Source organism: Archangium minus (assembly GCF_044360475.1).
GTDB lineage: Bacteria > Myxococcota > Myxococcia > Myxococcales > Myxococcaceae > Archangium > Archangium minus.
The window spans coordinates 4,270,308-4,289,722 of sequence record NZ_CP043494.1 but is presented as its reverse complement, the minus strand read 5'-3'; the positions used below and the strand labels follow the sequence as shown (position 1 = coordinate 4,289,722).

Sequence of the window (19,415 nt, the reverse complement as noted above, 5' to 3'; positions counted from 1 at the left end):
GACCGAAACTCGGCGCAAGTCCGAGAGCGGTGCCACGAATCACCTCGGGCCCTTCCTTCTCACCTCGCTGCTGCTGTAAGCCACAAAGTCGTGCTCATAGCAGAGGAGGACTCCCATGATGCACCTGCAGTTCGATCCCCGTCGCGCGTTTCGCGCTGCCCGCATCCTCGCCAAGAATCCCGACGATCTGCCGCAGGTCTTCACCATCATCGAGTCGCTCTCGTTGGACACGCTGGAGCGGGCCGCGTCGAGGCTCCGTCGCAGCGAGACCGGCCGAGCGCTGCTCGCGAAGAAGCCGGACATCGTGGACGTGCTCGCTGATCGCGCGGCCCTCGCGCGGCTCCCCGACGGGTCGCTCGGGCGCGCGTATCTCGACTTCGTCGAACGCGAGAACATCTCCGCGCAGGGGATCCGCGACGCAGCCGCGAAGGGGGCGACACTCACCAAGGCGCTCCCCGCGCCGCTCGACTGGGTGAACGCGCGCATGCGCGACACGCACGATCTGTGGCACGCCGCGACCGGCTATCACGGCGACGTGCTCGGCGAGACGGCGCTCCTCGCGTTCAGTCTGGCGCAGACGAAGAATCCCGCGATCGGTCTGATCGTCGGCATCGGTCTCCTCCTGACGAGCGGCTCGCCCGACGCGCAGAGGGCGCGCGCGACCATCCTCGACGGCTTCCGCCGCGGCCGGAAGGCGGCGTGGTTCCCAGCCGTCGATTGGGAATCGCTCCTCGCGCTGCCGGTCGAAGAAGTGCGCCGCCGGCTGAACCTCGAGGCCCCGCGCGACTACCGTCCGATCCGAAGTGCGGAGCTCAAGGCGCAGCGGGCCGCGGCCTGATCAGGTCGGTTTGACCTACCGGGTGAAGTGCAGCGCCTCGCCGTAGCTCCAGTTCGCCGTCCATAGCATGTCCTTGTCGGAGAGGAGCTGGCGCAACGTGGCGCTCTCCGTCAAGGAGGTCTCGCCCGAACGGAAGAAGCAGCCCACCTCGATCTGACCCGACACCACGCCTCGGGCGCCACAGAGATCCAAGCGCCCATCCCCGTTGATGTCCGTGAAGTGGAACACCTCGCCATACCGCCAGCGGTTGGACCAACCTCGGGCATAGAACTGCTGGAAGGAGGGCGCATCCGGGAGGCTGCCATCGCCGTTGCGTAGGAAGCAGAACACCTCGAGCTGACCGGCATCATCGCCGCGAGCGCCACACAGGTCCGTGCGCCCGTCCGCGTTGAAGTCGACGAGGTGCAGCGCCTCACCGTATTGCCAGCGCTCGACCCAGCCCGGCTTGCCCGTCAGGGTTTGCTGGAAGGAGAGCGCGTCCGGGAAATGGCCCTTGGCATCGCGGTAGAGGCAGGACACCTCAAGGGCGCCCTCGGGAGTCCCCTTCACGGCACAGAGATCCATCCGCTCATCGCCGTTGAAGTCGGCGAAGTGCAGCGCCTCGCCATACTGCCAGTCCTCGACCCAGCCCGAGAGGGCCGTCACGGTCTGCGTGAAGGAGGCCTTGTCCGAGAAGTCGCCACCGGAGTCTCGCTCGTGGCAGGCCACCTCAACGTGGCCCTCGGCATTACCCCTGGCGCTGCACAGGTCCGCGAGCCCATCGGCGTTGAAGTCGGTGAAGTGGAGCGCCTCACCATACTGCCAGCGATCGATCCAACCCGAGGTACCCTCGAGGGTTTGCGAGAAGGAGACGAACTCATCGATGCGCCCGGTATCGTCCTGGTGGGCGAAGCACGAGACGTGGACGCGACCTGCGGAATCGCCTCGAGCACTACAGAGCTCCAGGGCCTCGTAGGGAGATTCACACGCCGCAACCAGCCCCAGGAACGCCGTGGCCGCCAGAGGAACCTTGATACACTTCATGTCTGCACCCCCTTCAGGGGCCCTCAATCTAGTCGAGGTGCCGACACGAGGCTCGGCAGTCCGAAGAGGTGCAGTCGGTTGACGAACGCCTGGACCATGTCGCGCATGCAAGGCCGCAACGACTCGGGAGTGGCCTCGACGCAGGCCTCTGCGTCCGCGAGCACCTTCCGCAGAGCGACCGGCAGCCCCTGCCGCAGCAGCAGCTCCGCCATCCGTTGGTACTCGCCCCGGGTCCGCTGGTGGCAGTGCGCCAGGCCCACCGAGAACGCCTCCTGAGAGACCAGCGGTAGCGCCCGATAGGGCCTCCACAGCGCCTCCAACGCCTCCTGCGCCGAGCCGTCCGCACGAACCGTGGCGAGCAACATCTGGGTGACGATTCCCATCTTCAGGTCGTCGTTCTCCCCTTCCTCCTCTCGCTGCTCCAGGAAGTTCACGATGTCGTCCACGTCCTGCATGAGGTCCCCAAAGCGGGTGCACACCTCATGAGGGATGGGCTCAAGGCCATGGAGCGTCAGCGCCCCATTGAACGCCTGCGCGATAGCGGGGGCCACCGCGTCATAATGGTACTGGAGCCAACGGGAGAGCACCTCCGGCGAGGTCTCGGGATAGCGGGAGTGGTTCTCCCAGGTCTGCAACGCGCAGAGCTGCTCGAACAGGTCCGCGACGAGTGGCAGCAGCACCGGCTCCGTCTCCGCGGTCTTCCGGAAGAGGGTGCTCATCAGGAAGCCAGAGAAGGAGGCCGCGGAGGACTCGCCGAACCGCCGGGGGTACGTCATTCGGCCGGAGCGGAAGGGCGTGTGATCCACCGTGTCGTCGAGGACGGCCACCAGCTCCATCGCGAGCATGTACCACGGGAGGTAGCGGCGATGCCGGGGCGTGATGCCGCCCGCGTGCTCCGCCATGATGAGGTACATCAATGGCAGCAGCATGAACGACGGCTGGGCATGCTCCAGGACCCCGTACGTGTAGTACTCGCGAACAGCGGAGGGAACAGGCAGGGCGCGCAGGGTCGCTCGGGCCTCCTCGAGCAGCGGGGCATACCGCGCTCGCACCCGAGAGAAGATGCCCTGGAACTTCCCTGGAAAGAGGACGGGCTGTGCGCCGGGATGGGGAACCGCGGCAATCATGACACCACCCCGAGAAGACGCATCTCCAACACCGGGGAGAGCGCGTCCAGGCCGCGAAGCGTGGCCTCCCCTGCCCCCTGAGCAGCCCCCCCACGCTTCAGGAGGAAGGCGTGAATGCCCACCGCCCGCGCCCCCTCGACACAGGCTTCTTCGTCATCGACCAGCAGGCACTCGTCCGGGGAGACGCCCAGGGCCGCCAGCGCATGGAGGTAGGCCGCGGGCTCCGGCTTGGACGCCCCGATGACAGGCGCCGCACACGCCACGTCAATCAGGTCCCCCAGGCCCGCCGCGGCCAGAGAGGCCTCAAGGCTGGCCATCGGGAAGTTGGAGAGAACGCCAACCCGGAGGCCCCGCTCGCGTAGGGCGAGCAGCGTGGGGCGGGCGTCCGCGAAGGGGCGGATCGTCCGGGTGTAGTCAAATTGATGGAACCGCTCGCGCGCCCGGCCGTCCAGGGACCACTCGTCGCAGAGCACATCCCAGAAGCCGGCGAGGAACTGGCGCTCGGCCTCCACTGTGCGCGGGGTTCCAACTGCGCGGCTCCACGAAAACCAACGCTGGCGCACGGCCTCGAATGGAACCTGAGGCAAGTCACGAAACAGTTCCACCGCCGGCGCGAAGTCGAAGTACGTCAGCACACCGTCGCGGTCGAAAATTACGGCATGGATTGACATGGCCCCACCCTTTCTCATCGTCACGTCACGGCAAGAAAAGACATACTTGACGGGGGGGCTCCAGTTCCTAGCTCAAGCCATGCATCACCGTGACGAGTAGACGTCATCGGAGGTATCACTCATCAAACCATGGATTTCTTTTTTTGTGCGAAAATACGGCCAGGGTCGAATTTCCGACGGAACTCCAATACGGTCGGCCATAGGGGGCCGTAGTGCCTGGGGCCGTCGCCTTCGCGCAGGGGGATGGAGTCGACCGGGTAGCGCACGCCACCCAGGGACAGGCAGCGCTCATACAGACGCCGGACCGCCTCCAACCCCTGGCGGGTGGACTCCGGGGTAGGCGACACCAGACTGCCGAGGATCCCGAACAGGAAGAAACAGGAAGTGTCGGGCACGCGCAGGAACGGAGTCTGGAAGGGCTCGCGCGCGTATGGGTAGACGGGGATGAAGCCGTAACGGGTCCATTCAGGAGGGACGTGGGCCAGCGTATCCTCGATGAACGGGAGGACCTGTTCGGAGGGCAGGAACGCGTTCATCCACGGATGAGGAATGTCCCATAAGCCCGCGGCCTTGAGCGCCTGGACCCAGGGTTCCATTCGGTTGAAGAAAGACAGATATCCGCGCTCCTGGGCATATTGACTTCGAGGTGCATGACGGAGTCCTCGCAGGAGCCAGGCGTCGTCCGGTGCGCTCTCTGGGCCGAAGTGCTGCGTGGCCTTGATCATGAACAACCAGGGGCCGCTCGTTCGTGGCAGCTCGATGCGCGTCACGTCCGGGCCAATCATCTCCTTCAACGCGGAGAGCTCGTTGGGCATGACGGCGCCCTGGACCCCATCGAACTCCTTTCGCGCCGTGAGAAGCGAGAGATCTTCCACGAAGGGCCCCAGCTCGGAATAGAAGGTACGATAGACACGCACGGAGGGCGGAGCGGGCTCCAGACGAAGCCGCGCCTTGGTGACGATGCCGAACTGGCCGAGCCCGGCACGGCAGGCATTGAAGAGCTCCCGGCTCCGCTCCGGCGAGCAGGTGACGAGATTCCCATGCCCATCGACGACCTCCAGCTCCAGCACGTGGTCTGTCTGCGCTCCACGCCGATAGCTTTGGGTCCCAATGCCACCCACCGCGAGCGTCCCTCCGACGGTGGTGAGCAGGTAGTCCGTGAGCACAGGGGGGGCTCGGCCGTGAGCCAGGGAGGCGCGCAACAGGTCACGCCAGAGGAGGCCCGCGTCGACCCACGCGCTCGTAGGCTCGAGCGCATGAAGCTGGTGGAGCTGCGCCATGTCGATGACGAGCCCTCCCTCCACCTGCGCCTGGCCATACGTCGACTGGCCCATGCCGCGTGCGACGACCTTCATGCCCTCCTGGCGGGCGAAACGTACAACCCGAGCGATGTCCTCGGCCGAGCGCGGCCGTATGACGGCGAGTGGCACCTCATGGACGAAGTGCCCAAAGTCCTCCGCGGTCCGCTGGCGCTCGTCCGGACTGGAGAGGACCTCTCCCGAGAACCCGGGGAGTTGCTTCAAGGCGTCGATCACCGTGCTCATGTCTGCGCGTGCTCCTGCTCGGGGGTGTAGGGGAAGACGCTCGTGTCACGAGTGGACGCGAAGCTCCGGCAAGCCGCGGAGCACCGCGTGAGGGCGCCACGCGAGGGGCTCGCCCGTGAGCCTCAGGCCTGGCCGCCGGCGCACCAGGGTCTCGAGGGCAATGGCTCCCTCGGTCCGGCCGAGCGAGGCCGCGAGGCAGGTGTGGATGCCCGTCCCAAAGGCGAGGTGGGGTGCGCCGCTGCGCGTGATGTCGAGCCGGTCCGGCTCGGGGAAGACCGCCGGATCCCTGTTTGCCGAGCCCACGAACGCGATGACGGGCTCGCCCGCGCGGATGAGCTTGCCTCCCAGCTCGAGGTCCTCCATGGGCTTGCGCGCCGCGGTCGTCTGGACGGGCGAGTCAAACCGCAACAGCTCGTTCACTGCGTTGTCGATGAGCTCGGGACACCGTCGCAACAGCGCGAGCTGCTCGGGGTGCTGGAGCAGCGCGAGCATGCCGTTGCCAATATGGTTCACGGTGGTCTCATGGCCGGCAAAGATGAGCTGAATGCACTGGGCCAGGAGCTCCTCCTCGCTGAGCTTCTCCCCTGCGTCCCGAGCGTCGATCAGGCTGCTGATGAGATCGGCTCGCGGCTGCCTGCGCCGTTCGGCGACCCTGTCACGGAAATAGGACAGGAGCGCCTGCGTGCCCTGGTTGGCGCGTTCGAGGCCCTCGGAGCCCTGCCGCAGGTTGATTCCATCACCGACGGCCATCGACCAGGCCCGGAAGTCCTGGGTGTCTTCCGGACGCACGCCGAGGATGTCTCCGATGACAGTGAACGACAGGGGAAAGGCGTAGTCGTTAACAAGATCGAAGGAGTCCCCCAGCCGGTCGAGGAGCCCGTTGGCGAGCTCCTGAATGCGCGGCCGAAGCTCGACCACGATGCGAGGAGAGAACGCCTTGTTCACAAGCGAGCGCAATCGCGAATGGTCCGGTGGGTCCAACGAGAAGAGCCACCGATCGCACACCTCCTGGAAGAGGCTCTGGGGCTGAGGCCGCGCCTCCGGTGGGATCTTCGGAGCGGGGGGCCACCTGCGCACGAAGCGGCGATCCCGAAGGAGCGCGGACACGTCCTCGTATTTGAACAGATACCAACACCCGGGCCGCCCGGGAGACTGGGGCAGCCCCCAGTGCACGGGATCTCGAGCCCGATACCGCTCGTAGAAAGAATACGGGTTGTCGATGAACTCGGGCAGGAACGGGTTGAACCGCTCCAGGTCCGTGCCGCCGGTATTGGATGCCTCCATCGTGTTCCCCCCTGCCGTGCGGCCTAAGCGCTAGACCCAGCCGCATTCGCCTCGAGCACACCCGAGGGCGACACGCGCACCAGCCGGGCGTGACGGCGCAGCTCTTCGAGGTTGAGGGCCCCTGCCATGTGCACACCTACACGGACACCGCGCAGGAGCCGCAGCAGCGTCAGGTGACACGGTCCGCTGGCCGGAATGCGCGCGTCGCCGCCCTCCACCCGAGGAGCGGCATGCTCGCGCAGGTAGGCGTCCACGGCGGGATAGCCCGTGGGCCCGTCGATCTCGAGGTCGGAGAGGCGCAGGCCCGCGATCTCCTTCATGCGCTTGCCGTTCACCTCCACCACCGCGCCCGGAGCCTCGTCGCAGCTCGCGAGCAGCGAGCCGAGCATCACCGCCGACGCGCCAACGGCCAGCGCCTTGACGATGTCCCCCGAGCAACTGATGCCCCCGTCAGAGATGACGGGCACGCCGTAGTCGCGCGCCGCCACGCACACGTCCTCGAGCGCGGTCACCTGGGGGGCCCCCACGCCCGCGGTGCGGCGGATGGAGCACAGTGCGCCCGCGCCCAGGCCCACCTTGATGGCGTCGATGCCCAGCTCCAGGTAGCGCCGAGCCGTGTCCGTTTCGACGACGGAGCCGATGACCAGGTCCACCTCGGGGAGAGCCTGCCGCATGCGCGCCACCCCTGCGAACACCTCGTCATTGGGCGGATTGGGCGTGTCGAGGAACAACAACCGCGCGCCCGCGGAGGCCAGGGCCCTGGCACGCTCCAGGTCTACCGGAGCGCACGAGGCCGAGGCCAGCAGCGCTCCGCCCTCTCGCACCGAGGCATCCTTGTAGATGCCACGATCCGGCACGTGCGAGGCCACGGCCGCCACCATCTCGCACTGCTTTTCGATCGAGCAGTAGCGATGAATGACGCCGAGTCCACCAAACTGCCCCATGGCGATGGCCATGGACTGCTCGGTGACGCTGGGCATGCCAGCGGACAACACGGGGAAACCCAGACGGTGGCGCCGGGACACCCGCTCCGCCAATGACACCGCCTCGGGCGAACCCTTGTTGCGCCTCGGCAGGACGGTGAGGTCATCGAAGGTCAGGTACACGGGAGCATCGGAGAGAGAGGACACGGGACACTCCTTCAAGACACGCTAGTGAGAGCCGAGCAGCTCCGAGATGGAGCCGCCGAGGATGGCCACGATGCGTCGGAGGCCGTGTTGTTCGCGCAGGCGGAGCGCCGCAGCCAGGGTGGCGCCCGCCGAGGGACCTGCCAGCAATCCGTCGCGGCGAGCCAGGGTCCGCGCCTGCGCCCAGGCTTCGTCCGAGCTCACGGCAATAACCTCGTCAATCACGCTGGAGTCGAGGAGCGGCTTCGGCATGGGCGGCGCCAACCCGGAGATGCGATGCGGTGCCCAGGGAGCACCGGTGCTGAGCTGGCACTCGGCGGGCTCGACGCCGATCACCCGGCACGACGGCCGGAGCCGCCGCATCTCGCGGCCAATGCCAGTGATGGACACCCCTGTCCCCATCCCCACCACCACGGCCTCGATGTCCGGGAGCTGTGAGACCAGCTCCGAAGAGACGACCCGGTAATGGTCGATCAGCGCGGGCTCACCGAACTGATCCAAGAACCACGCGTCGTGCGTGCGCTGCAGTTCGGCAATGAACGCGGGTGCCTCGCGCGAGGCCACTGCATGCGGCTCGGCACCGAGCCACCGCAGGAGCTCCACCACCCCCGTGGCACTGTTGCGCGGGATGATGGCGTGCACGGGGCACCCCATTCGCGCGCCGGCCCAAGCCGTGGTGACAGCCGCGGCCCCGGCACTGTGGACAATGAGGGGCTGGCTTGGACGAAGCACACCGCTGGCCATGCGCTCCTCCAGGAACGCGGGGATGGAGCGGTGCTTCATGGAGCCCGATGGGTGACGGAACTCCACCTTGCCGAAGAGTCCTGAGTCCAAGCCATCCAGGGGAACAAGCGGGGTTGCGTCCATACGTGGCACCGGTTTCCTAGGCGGCCTGTCCGCGCAGCGAGGACCGCCAACCAGACGCTTCGATCCACGACTCAATGTGCCCCGCCAGCACGGAGGGCGCGTCCTTCGACGCGGTCACCCAGGAGATGTCCAGCGTGTCGAACACGGCCAGCTGCGCGTCCTGCATCTGGAGCATGCTGCCCACCATGGCGCGCTTGCACTCCTCCAGCGTCATCTTTCCCCCCAGGTAGTCGCGGGCCTGCATGTAGACCAAGGGGTCGCGCATGAGCCGGGTATCGCCGTAACCCAGGCGCACGGCCTCCTGAATCTCCCGGACCAGGAGGTCATCGGTGAAGTAGCCTTCCACGCGCTTGCGCAGGCGGGCCTTGCGCCAGTCCAGGTCATTGGGTGGGCGGATGCCGAAAATGGCAAGCGGCATCGCCGCACGCAGCGCGGGCAGGAGCGAGCGCGAGCCGCCCTCAAACATCGGCAGGTGTCCTTGATGTTCAATCTCGTGCGCGACTGCGGTTGCATTGCGCACGTAGGCGGCGACATCGAGGGAGTCGTGCGGGCTCAGATAGCCATACAGGTGCCGGCGCACGCCGTGCCGGGCATCCCCGCGACCCGGGCCGACGCGAAAGAACGCATGGACCTGGATGGAGTCCATGTTGATGACCTCGATGGGGAAACGCTCCATCAGCTCATTCACGTACTCTGTCTTGCCCACCCCGGTCGGCCCGGTGATGACAAGCCTCGCCCGAACAGTCATGTCGCGCCCCTCTTTCACAGATACACCCTCTCCCTCTGGGAGAGGGCGGGGGGTGAGGGTATTCGTCTCCGTGTTCCTCTCCGTGTTCCTCGACCCGCTTCACATCGCAACACAGCAGGGAAATACCCTCACCCTAGCCCTCTCCCAGAGGGAGAGGGGACATCCACGGTCCTGTCCACGAACTTCGAGGACACTCGACCGACGAGCCGCACCACTCGGGCCTCGCCCTGGTGCCTTCCACAATCGAGGTGCTCGACGAGTTCCTCACACTCGAAGAGCTCCAACCCGTCCTCACCCGGCCTGCGCTCGAGCTCGGAGCGCAGCACCGCGGGTTCAAAGAGCAGGCGGACGTCCTTGGGGCCTCCACTGGTAAGGCCCAGCTCGCGCTGCCGAGGAGTAAAGCCCTCCAGGACGAAGAACCCTCCGGGCCGCAGCGCCCGCACTGCCCGCTCGTGCACCGTGCGGCGCAGCTCGGGTGGTAGGTGACAAAAGAACGAAGAGACCAGGTCAAAAGCCCTGGAGGCGGGCTCGTAGTGGGCCAGGTCCGCGTGCATCACCTGGATCGCCAGCCCCTCGGCTCCGGCACGGCGGGACAGCTTCTCCAACCCCTTGAGCGAGCCGTCCACCGCGGTCACCGTGAAGCCACGCCGAGCGAGGAAGAGAGCATCTCGCCCCTCGCCCTCGCCCAGACAGAGCGCGGACAGGGAACGAGACGCCATGGCGGGAAACCAGCGCTCCACGGTCGCCACCAGGTACGGATTGGGCGCGTCGCCGAAGAACAGCGGCTCGGTGGCGTAGCGCTCGTCCCAACGCTGGCACTCCTCAGAGACGATGGAGGAACTCCCGTTCACGCCGCGCCTCCCACGGCCAGCATCGGAGGAGCCACCCTGCGACCGCGCCCCTCGTCATTGCCAATTGCCTTTTCGAGCACGGACCGCCGGCGCATGGCCTTGCTGAACACACTCCGGCTGTCCTCGAACGTCGGAATGTGGAGCGCGAGGCTCGGATAGGTCGCGCGGATCTCCGCGACGTACTGCTCGCGCACACCGAGATACACCTCCCGGAAGTCGGCGTAGACCTGGTCGTAGATCAGGTCGCAGAGCACGAGCTGGCGCCAGAAGTCCTTCCCGGAGGCGATGCCGACCGGGAAGCTCCCCCAGTAGCTGAATGGAATCCGGTTGAGGATCTGGATCTTCAGCATGTCTGGCTTGTGGGGAGGGGGTTCCTCTCCGTACGGGAAGTAGACGGAGTCTCCCTCGGGCCGGTAGGGCGTGTAGAGGTTGACCTGCAGGTCCTCGAGCGGATGGTTGCGGGAGAGGATCTCCGTGACAACGTGGTCGAGCAGCGCGAGATCATGCTCAAGCTCAACGCCGGGCAGACCGACGATGTAGCTGAGCTTGGCACCCTCGAGTTCGAGCTTCTGCACCGTATCGAGCAGCCAGCGCAGCTTGTTCATCTCGACGCGCTTGCCTACCGAATACGAGACCGGGTTCTCAATGCCCACCAGGCACTTGCGCAGACCCGAGGCTTTGAGCTCGACGAACAGCTCGTCCGTGAGGTTCTCGAGGCAGGTCTGCATCGAATACTGCATGCCCTCCTCTTTGAACACATCCATCATGTCCTGCGTGTGCGGCATGTGCATCACGAAGAACATGTCGGCGACGGACAGCCGATCAACACCGTTACGTTTGAAGTCTCGCAGGATGTCGCGCACGACCTCCTTGGACTTGAAGCCGATACGATAGATATAGGGATTGCCGCAGAATGAGCACGTCTTGCTACAGCCAATCGAGGTGATGATGCTATGGCGGAAGGGGACCTGCTTCATCTCGGGGCGGATGTGATCGCCGTGGTAGGTCTCCCGAACCCAGTCCATGGACGGCACGAAGTATGAGAACAGGTAGGGCTCGAGCCGGGTGAGATTGGGCTCCTTGCCCGTCTCCTGCGTGAGGCGCTCGACGATGTACTTCCGAGCCTCGGCGTCCGGCATTCCCAGCACCTCGAACTGCGTGCGCTCCGGGAACACGGTGGGGACCCAGTCGAAGGTGGAGGAGCTTTTGATGAGGGGGATATAGGTCACCCCTTCGAGTGGCGGCAGCAGCCAATCGCGCATCCCCGCGTTGAGGCTGACATGGGGTCCGCCAACAAAGATGGGCTTGTGATAGCCACGGGCGCGCAGTGTCGACATCGCATCCAGCGTGCCCTGAAAGGTCGGCGTGGCCGTGCTGATCAGCAGCTTGTCCGGGCCAAAGTCCATGACCTCTTGAAAGGGATCAATGGACCAATTGACGTCGATTACCTTCACGTCACAACCCAGATTCCTACAGGCCGTATAGAGGTAATAGAGCATCTGCCCCGGCATGTAGTTCTTTGGCGGATTGCGCATGTGCGGCATTTCGCCGGTGGTGTGCCCAAGCTTCGGCATCAGGACGACGACCTTCTCCTTCATCGCGAAGCTTCCCCCTGGAAAAATTATTATCTTCTTATAACGGTTTCCCGCGAATCCCGCTATGTGCGACCTTTCATGAGGGGAGATGGCTTTGATGCTGGCCCATCCGCCTGGCCCAACAATCCATGTCAGTCACGCGTGGTAAAGAGAGCCAGACGCAGCGAGTCACCTCCTCTTCGAGTCAAAGAGGAGCTCGCGCAACAGTTAGCAATTCGACAAAGACGTACGGGAGGCACGACGACTGCCACCACGACCCCGGTGGCCTCGGCGGCTTCGCGCACTACGTCGAGTTCTTCACCGGGTCGGAATGACCGTGCTCAACCCAGGCTCGGCAGCCGGGTCTTGAGTGAGGGCAGCACCACCCGGTCATCCATCATGCGCTGGTCGAACACGAAGTGCTCGGTGGGCTCCACCTGCCACCGGCCACCGTGCCGCTCGTTCAGCGCGCGGACGATCTCGTAGTACGTCCACCGCTCGTTCGCGTCGAGCATGTAGAGCCCCGGCTCCGCCCACGCGAGCGCCAGCAGCGCCCTCACGGTGTCATCCAGGAAGGAGCACGCGGGAAACCACCGCGTGCTCGCCTCTACCCTGCCCCGCTCGCGCATCTGCGCCTCCAGCGAGGCCAGCATGTTGTTGCCCGAGGGCTGATCGTCGATCTGCCACCCCAGCCGGGCCACGCGCGCCTCGGGGTTCTGCTGGAAGATCCGCTCCTCGGCGCGCCGCTTCTCGTACCCGTAGCCCTCGGGCGCCTCCGGCACCGAGTCCAGCGTGAAGGGTCCTCGCGCATGGTCCGAGAACACCATCGCCGTGCTGGAGAACACGAAGCGCACGCCCTGCTGGCGGGTGATCCACGCGAGCTCGCTCGTCCACTCGTAGTTGACGAGCCACGACTCATTGGACCGGCCCGAGGGCCGGGAGGCCGTCGCCAGGTGGAAGAGCACGTCCGGCGCCACCGAGCGGACGAAGCCCTCCATCGCCCAGTAGTCATCCACCGGGACGCGGCTGCGGTCCCAGCTGACCACCTCGAAGCCGTGGCTCCGCAGGTGCTCACTCAACCGGGAGCCGACGGTGCCGTTCGCACCCGTGACGATGGCCTTCATTCCCGTGTCTCCCGCGCGCGAAGCACCCTGCCTCGATTCGAGGTCCGCAGTTTAGCGACCTGGAAGAGCGGGCGGCAGATTCGCTGCCGGGGTAGCACTGACAGTGCGCTCCACCTCAACCGGAAGGCAGCCTTCCACTGGAGGCCCACCTGGCAATTGTTCTCAGGCGAGCCACGCCCGTCGAAGGACCTGACGCCTACCTCACGTCAACTACCAGCACTGATCCCACCACCCCCACTCCTTCAAGCAATGACCGGAGATCGTGCAGAACTCGTCATTGAATCTGGGGCACTCTCCCCCCACGCATTGGTGGGGCGGGATCATACAAACATACTCACCGGACGACTTGTTCCTACAGCAGCGGTACTCATCAGACGGGCACTGGATTGTATCGGAGCCTTCGCAGAAGGCCGTAGACAGCGCCTGGCTCGTCTCCGAGGCTGAATCCGCTTCAGGGTAGTCCACCGCGGGTCCACAGGCCGCGACGAGCGCACCCGTCAGGATCATCACACCTGTCCAGAATGTCTTTCTCATTTTTTTGCCCCTCCCCCCTGCTTGTTTTGCAAGGGATGATTTTTGGTTTTGTTATCCATACCACACATCCAGAAACAACCACGAGCAAAAACAATGGCATCACTGCACTAGCGACACACCCGGCCAGGAACAACGACCCAAGCGAGGGCAGTTTCACCCGCCCCGAAAACGCGAAGCCCGGGCTTCTACTGCGTCTTCCGCGCCTTGTGCGTCCGCGGAAGTGCGTGGTGGAGGAGCTCCAGGTAGTCCACCGCCTGCACTGGCGGTGGGGGCGGCGGAGTCCCCAGCGCGGCGAGCCGCTTGGTGAACGCCGAGATGATGTCCGGCATCGGCCGCAGCGCCTGCATCAGCGCGTTGGGCCCCTCCAGCGCCTGCACCAGCGCCGCCGCCGCCTGCTGCAGCGGCAGCCCCCGGCGCAGCAAGTCCTGGAACGAGTTGGACAGCGTGATGATGTTGTGTCCCGCCGTCTGCACCATCTCCACTGCGATCTTGATGACCTGCGGGGCCGTCAGGTGGCCATCGGCGAGCAGCACCAGCGCGGCCTGGAAGTAGTTGAAGATGGGCACCACGCGCGGGCCGTAGTTGGCGAAGTGCGCTGGCGGCGTCAGTCGGTCCAGGTGGATGAAGATGCGCCGCACCGGATCCGATACGGGAATCTTCTTCCACGCGGCGCGCACCCGCTCGGCCTCGTCCGGGTACACCGCGGCCGCCGAGAGGATCTGCGTGAGCACCCGCTCGTCCACACGCCCGGCGACCATGTCCGCGAAGAGCGAGTAGATGAAGGCGTCCGCCTCGGCATCATCCCCGAAGAGCACCTCCTCGGCCTCCACCGGGGCGTTGGCGCGGCTCTCCAGGATGGCGGGCAGCTTGTAGCCGACCTGCCCGCGCAGGGCCCGGAAGCGCCCGCGCATCAGGTTGCCCACGTTGTCCTTGAGGACGAACTCGTCCCACACCACGCCGTCCAGCTTGAGCTTCTCCTCCAGCACCGAGCGCATCTGCTTGGGGCTTCCGGAGACGATGCACAGCCGAGAGTCCCCGTTCTCCGCCAGCTCGCGGATGAGCGCGGAGGCACCCGGCACGGCCTGCTTCTCGTGGGCCTTCTGGAAGGCCGTGCGCAGCAGATCCCGGAGCGAGTCAAACTCCGTCTGCAGGTACGTCTTGTCCAGGTCCCAGCGGTAGATGCGCCGAGGCGGCCTAGGGTCAATGCGATCCGGAAGGCTCACCGCGCCAGACCCTGCTGGATGGCCGTGCCGAGCTCATGGGCCACCGCCTTGGCGGCCACCTTGCCGGCGTTGGCGATGGCCTGTGCCTTCGAGCGGCCATGGGCCTTGATGAAGATCCGATTAAACCCGAGCACCGGTGCACCCCCGTACTGCTCCCAATCGGTGATGTCCTTGATGCGCTGAATACCACCGGACAGCATGGCCAACCCGGCCCGCCAGCGCAGGCTCTCCTTGTACGCGTACTGGGCCAGCTCCACCACCGTCTCGTGCACGCCCTCCAGCATCTTCAGGCAAACGTTGCCGACGAAGCCGTCCGTCACCACCACGTCCGCCGTGCCCTTGGGGATGTCCACGCCCTCCACGTTCCCGATGAACTGCAGCCCGGAGAGTGCCGCGAGCTGCGAGTGCGCCTCCACGACGTGACGCGGGCCCTTGGTGGACTCGGTGCCGTTGGAGAGCAGCGCCACCTTGGGGTTCTCATTGCGCGAGATGATGCGCGCGTAGGCCGCCCCCATCACCGCGAACGTCACCAGGTCCTCCGCGGTGGCCTCCACCGTGGCGCCCACGTCGAGGATGAGTGAGAACGGGTCCGCCTTGTCACCGTGACGGGCCCGCGTGGGGTACACCGCCGCGAGCGCCGCGCGCCGCACGCCGGGCAGCAGCTGGAAGTGACGGGCGCAGGACAGCACGCCCGCGCCCGTGTTGCCCGCGGACACGAGCGCATCCGCCTCGCCCTCGGCCACGAGCCGCGCCGCTACCGACACGGACGCATCCGTCTTGCGCGCCAGGGCCTCGGCCGGCTTCTCGTCCATGGCGATGAACTCGGAGGCATGCTGCACCGAGATGCGCTCGCCGTTGTGCCGCGTCTCGGCGAGCGCGTCATCGATGAGGGCTCTATCCCCCACCAGCAACACGTGGATGTGTGGAGACTCCAACGAGAGCTGCGCGGCCCCCCTGACGACTTCCGCGGGGCCGTGGTCGCTCCCCATCACGTCGAACGCAATGGTGACGAGCTTGGTGGCCATGACGTCAGCATCCTACACGGTTAGGAAAAACAAGAGGGGGCCGGATCCACTGGGATCCAGCCCCCGACAAGGGCGAGCCGGGAGGCTCCCCCCCGAGGAGGGAGCCGCCTGGGGCCCGGGCTCAGTTGGACTCGCTGGCCTGGATGGTCCGGTTGGCCGAGTCGCGCTGAATGCAGCCCTTGGTGAGCGTGTACTGGTAGGTGCCCAGCTCATCGCGCCAGTACTCGCCCTCGTACGGCCAGTAGAGCTGGTCGTCCGCCACTGCCACCGAGTACCGGTACTTCTTCACGATGGAGACCTGGCCACCGGCCTTGAGCTGCTCCTCGAGGAACTCCTTCTCCTTGGAGACAGTCTCGAACTTGATGCGCAGGCCGTTCGCCAGGAGCTGCTTGAGGGCCACCAACTCCGTCTCCAGCTTGCCCTTGGCCATGATTCCGGCCTTCTCGATGAGGCTGGTGCGCTGCACCTTGAGGCCCTCGAGCAGCTGCTTGGACAGCTCGGAGTAGCGGAAGGTGTCACCCTTCTCGCCGAAGGCGTCCATCTCGCCCTCCAGCTCGAGGATGGACTCGTTCGTCTTCTTCAGGTCCTGGTCCGTGAGGGCCAGCCGGAGGATGCGCTCGAGGATGACGTCCGTCTCGCTCTTCTCCAGGCCGTCCTTGTTCTTCTTCTGCACGTCGGAGAGGACGCCGTAGTACTCGCTGGCCTCCATCTGCTTCTTCGTAATCAGCTCGAGCTGATCATGAACGGGCAGGTAGGTGCGCTCGAAGTCCTGGAGGATGAGGCTGGACTCGCGGTAGCGGCAGTTCTCGTAATAGATGACGGCCTTGAGGATCATCGCCTCCGGGAAGTACTCCTCCCGGAAGAAGGGCGAGGACAGGGTGATGAGGTTGCCGAGCGCCTGCTCGTACTGGCCCACGCGGTAGTTGGCCCAGCTGGCCTCGAACATGGACTCCAGCCACTGCGACGTGCCGCGCTCCACCTTGTTGAAGTAGAAGAGCGCGTAGCGGTTCTGCTGCATGCCGTAGTGGGTGCGCGCCAGCTGCATGAAGGCCAGCTCGCGCAGCTTCTGGTTGGCGGAGATCTGCTCGGCGTCCAGGCCCGCGTTGGAGCGGGTGACGCGGATGACCTCCTTCATGGCCTCGATGGCGCCCACGGTGTTGATGTCCGTGCGCTTCTCGGCGGCGCTCTTCGCCCGGTTGCCGAAGCGGAAGAAGGACAGACCCTCGAGGAACTTGGCTCGCGGGTAGAACACGTCCGTCTTCGGGATGAGCAGCGCCAGCCGCTTCACCTCGTTGAAGCTCTTGTCCGCGTCCTCCGCGCGGCCCACCTGATCCAAGGCCTTGCCACGCACGAAGTGGTAGCGGGCCAGCAGGTAGTGGAACTCGCTGCGGAAGCGCTCGGGGAACTCCTGGTTCGCGTAGCGGGCGATCTCATCCAGGATGACGGTCTCGTTCTTCGTCTTGCGGCTGATGAAGAAGAGCCACTCCAGGCTGGTGCGGAAGAACTTCGTCTCCGGACCGACGGCGAGGATTTTCGAGAACTCACCCAGCGACGAGTGGTAGAGCCCCATGCGGTAGAGGGCCTTGGCCATCACGTAGCGCGCCTCCAGGTGGAGGCCGGCGAGCTTGGCGTCCTGGAGCATCTCGAAGGAGCTCATCGCCGCCTTCTCGTACTCCTCGTTCTTGAAGAGCGAGATGGCGACGTCCAGGCGCTGGCGATCACCGCTCTTGCCAGAGACGTCCACCGCGTCGAAGGACATGGTGGGCGCGGCCGGGGGCGGAACGTCCGACGTCAGATCCAAGCCCATGGACGGGGCAGCAGCCGGAGTCTCCGCGGCAGCAGGCGGAGGCGTGGACGCGGCCGTTCCCTCAGCAGTGCCCGTGGCAGCGGGGGCAGCGGCAGGGGTGGACGTGTCACCCGCGGCGCTGGCCTCCGAGGCGTCCGAGTCGGACGCGTCCTCGGCGGCCGCGGCAGCCGCGGGCTTCTTGCCGCGCGACGGCTTGCGCGTGGGCTTCTTCTTCTTCTTCTTGTTGGGCTGGGAGATATCCAGACCCTCGAAGCTCTGAGCGGGCGAGGGCGTCGCCCACGCCAACGAGAGCCCGAGGGTGGCGAGACAGAGGGGCCGGAGCAGACGTTTCATGACTCGGGGTTGGCGGAGGGGAAGAAGAAGGACACACCCAGCTCGAACAGCAACTGGTTGCGCAACGTGGTGGTGGGATTGATGGCCTTCTCGACGTAGATGAGGTCGCGGAACTCGGTGCGCAGCGTCATCCAGCGGTTGAGGAAGAAGCGCATGCCGACGCCGACGTTGCCACCGACGGTGAGCTCCGTCGCGCCGGGCCCGCGGTACTGCACCGCGGTGGCGCCACCAATGCCGTACAGGTCGAAGTGCACGAACTGCTCGGACAGCAACGACACCTTGCCGTAGATGGGAGCCCACTGGAGGTCCACCCCGCCGAGCAGGGTGATCTGCCCGGGGGCAGCCCCATCCAGATCGTTGTAGGTGGGCGCACGGCAACCGCGGGTGCCATCACCTCCGCTGAAGGTGCAGATCTGCGCGGCACCGGCCACGGTGGGGATGGAGTAGCCCGCGCGCAGGCTCACGCCGAACGTCTCCGTGGGGTGGTAGGTGAGCGCGCCGCCCAGGATGTACTTGGTGAAGAAGGCATCCTTGACGGAGAGCGTGGCCGAGGGGCTGAGCTCGAAACGGCCCTTCTTGAGGAAGAGGTGGCCGGAGACGGGACGGACGCGCTCGCGCAGCGGCCCGAGCCGGTCCTTGTCCACCTCCGACACGTCACCGGCCTCCTGCTCGGAGGAGGAGGACGAGGCGGAAGGCTTCGCGGGAGCGGGAGCGGCCGGCGCAGGCGTGGCGGGTGCCGCGTCCTGAGCCAGGGCGGGCACGGGCGCCAGACAGAGCGCGAGCAGCAAACGGGCGGCGGTCTTCATTCGGCCTCCCGACCGGTCGACTTCATCGGGAAGAAGAAGGAGATTCCGGCATTGAGGGTCATGAGGTTCTGGGTAGCGCCCTTACTGGTATTGAGGGGCTGGTCCACGTAGGAGGTGTTGATGAGCGCCACGTTGACCGCGAGGTAGTCGCGGGCCACGAAGCGCATGCCAATGCCCAGGTCGGCGGCGAGGCTGGGGCCGCGCCCCTCCTCCCCGGACATCTGCGTGTTGACCACGCCCATGCCGCCCAGCAGGTAGGCATCGAAATGGAGGATGTCGTTGAGGAAGGCCACCTTGCCGTAGAGCGGGCTCCACTCCACGTTCCCCATGGCCGACCACTGCGGCACCGAGAAGAAGATGCGGCTCTGGAAGGTGCGCTTGGCGATGCGCACGTCGTCCTCGGGCAGCACCTGCATCGCGGAGACACGCGCGGACACGGCCAGCGTGTCCGCCAGGTAGTACGCCCCACGCACCGCGGCGCCCACCTTCGTGTAGTAGGGATCGTTCACCGAGAGGCTGATGAGCGGCGTCAGCTCGAAGCGTCCCTTCTTCAGGTACACCTTGCGCTGCACGCTCTTGACGCGGTCGTCGAGCGTCACGTCACGCTCGGCCGGTGCAAGCGGCTCGGCTGGGGGAGCCTCCGCCGTGGACGTCAGCGGTGGCGGCTCCTCCGCGGGCGGCTCCGCGAGGTTCTCGGTCTCTTCCTGGGGCTTTTTTTCATTACCGCTCAGATCGAGTCCGAGCCCCGCGTCTTCCTGGTTCTGGGCAAGTGCCGATGCTGGCGCGATGCACAACGCGAGCACGATGGCCTGGAGGCGATTCACTTCCGGGAGCTCCGTGTCATGGGGGCGTCCGCCAACCGATCCGAACGAACCGGAGGCTGATGCACTTCGCGCATCCTATCCGCCA

General features: G+C 65.9%; 17 protein-coding genes. 1 reads left to right on the top strand and 16 read right to left on the bottom strand.

Annotation, left to right across the window (positions count from 1 at the left end; translation table 11 throughout):
• Positions 1-115 precede the first annotated feature (115 nt).
• On the top strand, positions 116-838 hold the full coding sequence (locus F0U60_RS17725; protein ID WP_395821253.1) for a Coq4 family protein: 723 nt from the start codon (positions 116-118) through the stop codon (positions 836-838).
• Between the two features lie 15 nt (positions 839-853).
• Here F0U60_RS17725 and F0U60_RS17720 read toward each other — a convergent pair whose 3' ends face one another.
• From F0U60_RS17720 to F0U60_RS17645, 16 genes are all read right to left on the bottom strand, one after another.
• Complete coding sequence (locus F0U60_RS17720) at positions 854-1,861, bottom strand: FG-GAP repeat domain-containing protein (protein WP_395821249.1); 1,008 nt, start codon at positions 1,859-1,861, stop codon at positions 854-856.
• A 23-nt stretch (positions 1,862-1,884) separates the two neighbouring features.
• Positions 1,885-2,988 carry a polyprenyl synthetase family protein gene (locus F0U60_RS17715; RefSeq protein WP_395821246.1) on the bottom strand — a complete coding sequence of 368 codons (1,104 nt, stop codon included), beginning with the start codon at positions 2,986-2,988 and terminating at the stop codon, positions 1,885-1,887.
• Positions 2,985-3,659: an HAD family hydrolase gene (locus F0U60_RS17710; RefSeq protein ID WP_395821243.1), complete on the bottom strand. Its 675-nt coding sequence runs from the start codon at positions 3,657-3,659 to the stop codon at positions 2,985-2,987. Before F0U60_RS17710 ends, F0U60_RS17715 begins: the two co-directional genes overlap by 4 nt.
• A gap of 122 nt (positions 3,660-3,781) precedes the next feature.
• Positions 3,782-5,203: an FAD-binding protein gene (locus F0U60_RS17705; protein WP_395821240.1), complete on the bottom strand. Its 1,422-nt coding sequence runs from the start codon at positions 5,201-5,203 to the stop codon at positions 3,782-3,784.
• Positions 5,204-5,248: 45 nt separating this feature from the next.
• Positions 5,249-6,487, bottom strand: coding sequence for a cytochrome P450 (locus tag F0U60_RS17700; RefSeq protein ID WP_395821238.1), 1,239 nt, complete (start codon positions 6,485-6,487; stop codon positions 5,249-5,251).
• A gap of 23 nt (positions 6,488-6,510) precedes the next feature.
• Positions 6,511-7,617 carry a guanosine monophosphate reductase gene (locus F0U60_RS17695; RefSeq protein WP_395821234.1) on the bottom strand — a complete coding sequence of 369 codons (1,107 nt, stop codon included), beginning with the start codon at positions 7,615-7,617 and terminating at the stop codon, positions 6,511-6,513.
• Positions 7,618-7,638: 21 nt separating this feature from the next.
• The gene (locus F0U60_RS17690; RefSeq protein ID WP_395821231.1) at positions 7,639-8,481 is read right to left on the bottom strand and encodes a PLP-dependent cysteine synthase family protein; all 843 of its coding nucleotides are present in this window, start codon (positions 8,479-8,481) and stop codon (positions 7,639-7,641) included.
• A 16-nt stretch (positions 8,482-8,497) separates the two neighbouring features.
• Positions 8,498-9,229, bottom strand: coding sequence for a hypothetical protein (locus F0U60_RS17685; protein ID WP_395821228.1), 732 nt, complete (start codon positions 9,227-9,229; stop codon positions 8,498-8,500).
• A gap of 128 nt (positions 9,230-9,357) precedes the next feature.
• A complete protein-coding gene (locus F0U60_RS17680) occupies positions 9,358-10,080 on the bottom strand; it encodes a class I SAM-dependent methyltransferase (RefSeq protein WP_395821226.1) in 723 nt (240 codons plus the stop codon).
• Positions 10,077-11,678 (bottom strand): B12-binding domain-containing radical SAM protein, encoded by a 1,602-nt coding sequence (locus tag F0U60_RS17675; RefSeq protein WP_395821223.1) that lies wholly within the window; start codon positions 11,676-11,678, stop codon positions 10,077-10,079. The genes F0U60_RS17680 and F0U60_RS17675 overlap by 4 nt, the downstream gene beginning before the upstream one ends.
• Positions 11,679-11,995: 317 nt before the next feature.
• Positions 11,996-12,778 carry a sugar nucleotide-binding protein gene (locus tag F0U60_RS17670; RefSeq protein ID WP_395821220.1) on the bottom strand — a complete coding sequence of 261 codons (783 nt, stop codon included), beginning with the start codon at positions 12,776-12,778 and terminating at the stop codon, positions 11,996-11,998.
• 719 nt (positions 12,779-13,497) lie between these two features.
• Positions 13,498-14,535: a phosphatase domain-containing protein gene (locus F0U60_RS17665; RefSeq protein ID WP_395821217.1), complete on the bottom strand. Its 1,038-nt coding sequence runs from the start codon at positions 14,533-14,535 to the stop codon at positions 13,498-13,500.
• Positions 14,532-15,560, bottom strand: a complete 1,029-nt coding sequence (gene plsX / locus F0U60_RS17660; RefSeq protein ID WP_395821214.1) for a phosphate acyltransferase PlsX — start codon at positions 15,558-15,560, stop codon at positions 14,532-14,534. The genes F0U60_RS17665 and plsX overlap by 4 nt, the downstream gene beginning before the upstream one ends.
• Before the next feature lie 121 nt (positions 15,561-15,681).
• Positions 15,682-17,700: an adventurous gliding motility protein GltC gene (gene gltC / locus F0U60_RS17655; protein ID WP_395821211.1), complete on the bottom strand. Its 2,019-nt coding sequence runs from the start codon at positions 17,698-17,700 to the stop codon at positions 15,682-15,684.
• Entirely contained in the window at positions 17,697-18,506 is an 810-nt protein-coding gene (locus tag F0U60_RS17650; RefSeq protein ID WP_395821209.1) for an outer membrane beta-barrel domain-containing protein, read from the bottom strand. Before F0U60_RS17650 ends, gltC begins: the two co-directional genes overlap by 4 nt.
• Entirely contained in the window at positions 18,503-19,330 is an 828-nt protein-coding gene (locus tag F0U60_RS17645) for an outer membrane beta-barrel domain-containing protein (RefSeq protein WP_395821207.1), read from the bottom strand. The genes F0U60_RS17650 and F0U60_RS17645 overlap by 4 nt, the downstream gene beginning before the upstream one ends.
• Positions 19,331-19,415 lie beyond the last annotated feature (85 nt).

What these genes read in the sequence shown, in the direction of transcription:
- F0U60_RS17725 (WP_395821253.1), top strand. Translation starts at nt 116, where the DNA reads ATGATGCACCTGCAGTTCGATCCCCGTCGCGCGTTTCGCGCTGCCCGC.
- F0U60_RS17715 (WP_395821246.1), bottom strand. Translation starts at nt 2,988, where the DNA reads ATGATTGCCGCGGTTCCCCATCCCGGCGCACAGCCCGTCCTCTTTCCA.
- gltC (WP_395821211.1), bottom strand. Translation starts at nt 17,700, where the DNA reads ATGAAACGTCTGCTCCGGCCCCTCTGTCTCGCCACCCTCGGGCTCTCG.
- F0U60_RS17685 (WP_395821228.1), bottom strand. Translation starts at nt 9,229, where the DNA reads ATGACTGTTCGGGCGAGGCTTGTCATCACCGGGCCGACCGGGGTGGGC.
- F0U60_RS17710 (WP_395821243.1), bottom strand. Translation starts at nt 3,659, where the DNA reads ATGTCAATCCATGCCGTAATTTTCGACCGCGACGGTGTGCTGACGTAC.
- plsX (WP_395821214.1), bottom strand. Translation starts at nt 15,560, where the DNA reads ATGGCCACCAAGCTCGTCACCATTGCGTTCGACGTGATGGGGAGCGAC.
- F0U60_RS17720 (WP_395821249.1), bottom strand. Translation starts at nt 1,861, where the DNA reads ATGAAGTGTATCAAGGTTCCTCTGGCGGCCACGGCGTTCCTGGGGCTG.
- F0U60_RS17670 (WP_395821220.1), bottom strand. Translation starts at nt 12,778, where the DNA reads ATGAAGGCCATCGTCACGGGTGCGAACGGCACCGTCGGCTCCCGGTTG.
- F0U60_RS17650 (WP_395821209.1), bottom strand. Translation starts at nt 18,506, where the DNA reads ATGAAGACCGCCGCCCGTTTGCTGCTCGCGCTCTGTCTGGCGCCCGTG.
- F0U60_RS17700 (WP_395821238.1), bottom strand. Translation starts at nt 6,487, where the DNA reads ATGGAGGCATCCAATACCGGCGGCACGGACCTGGAGCGGTTCAACCCG.
- F0U60_RS17690 (WP_395821231.1), bottom strand. Translation starts at nt 8,481, where the DNA reads ATGGACGCAACCCCGCTTGTTCCCCTGGATGGCTTGGACTCAGGACTC.
- F0U60_RS17675 (WP_395821223.1), bottom strand. Translation starts at nt 11,678, where the DNA reads ATGAAGGAGAAGGTCGTCGTCCTGATGCCGAAGCTTGGGCACACCACC.
- F0U60_RS17705 (WP_395821240.1), bottom strand. Translation starts at nt 5,203, where the DNA reads ATGAGCACGGTGATCGACGCCTTGAAGCAACTCCCCGGGTTCTCGGGA.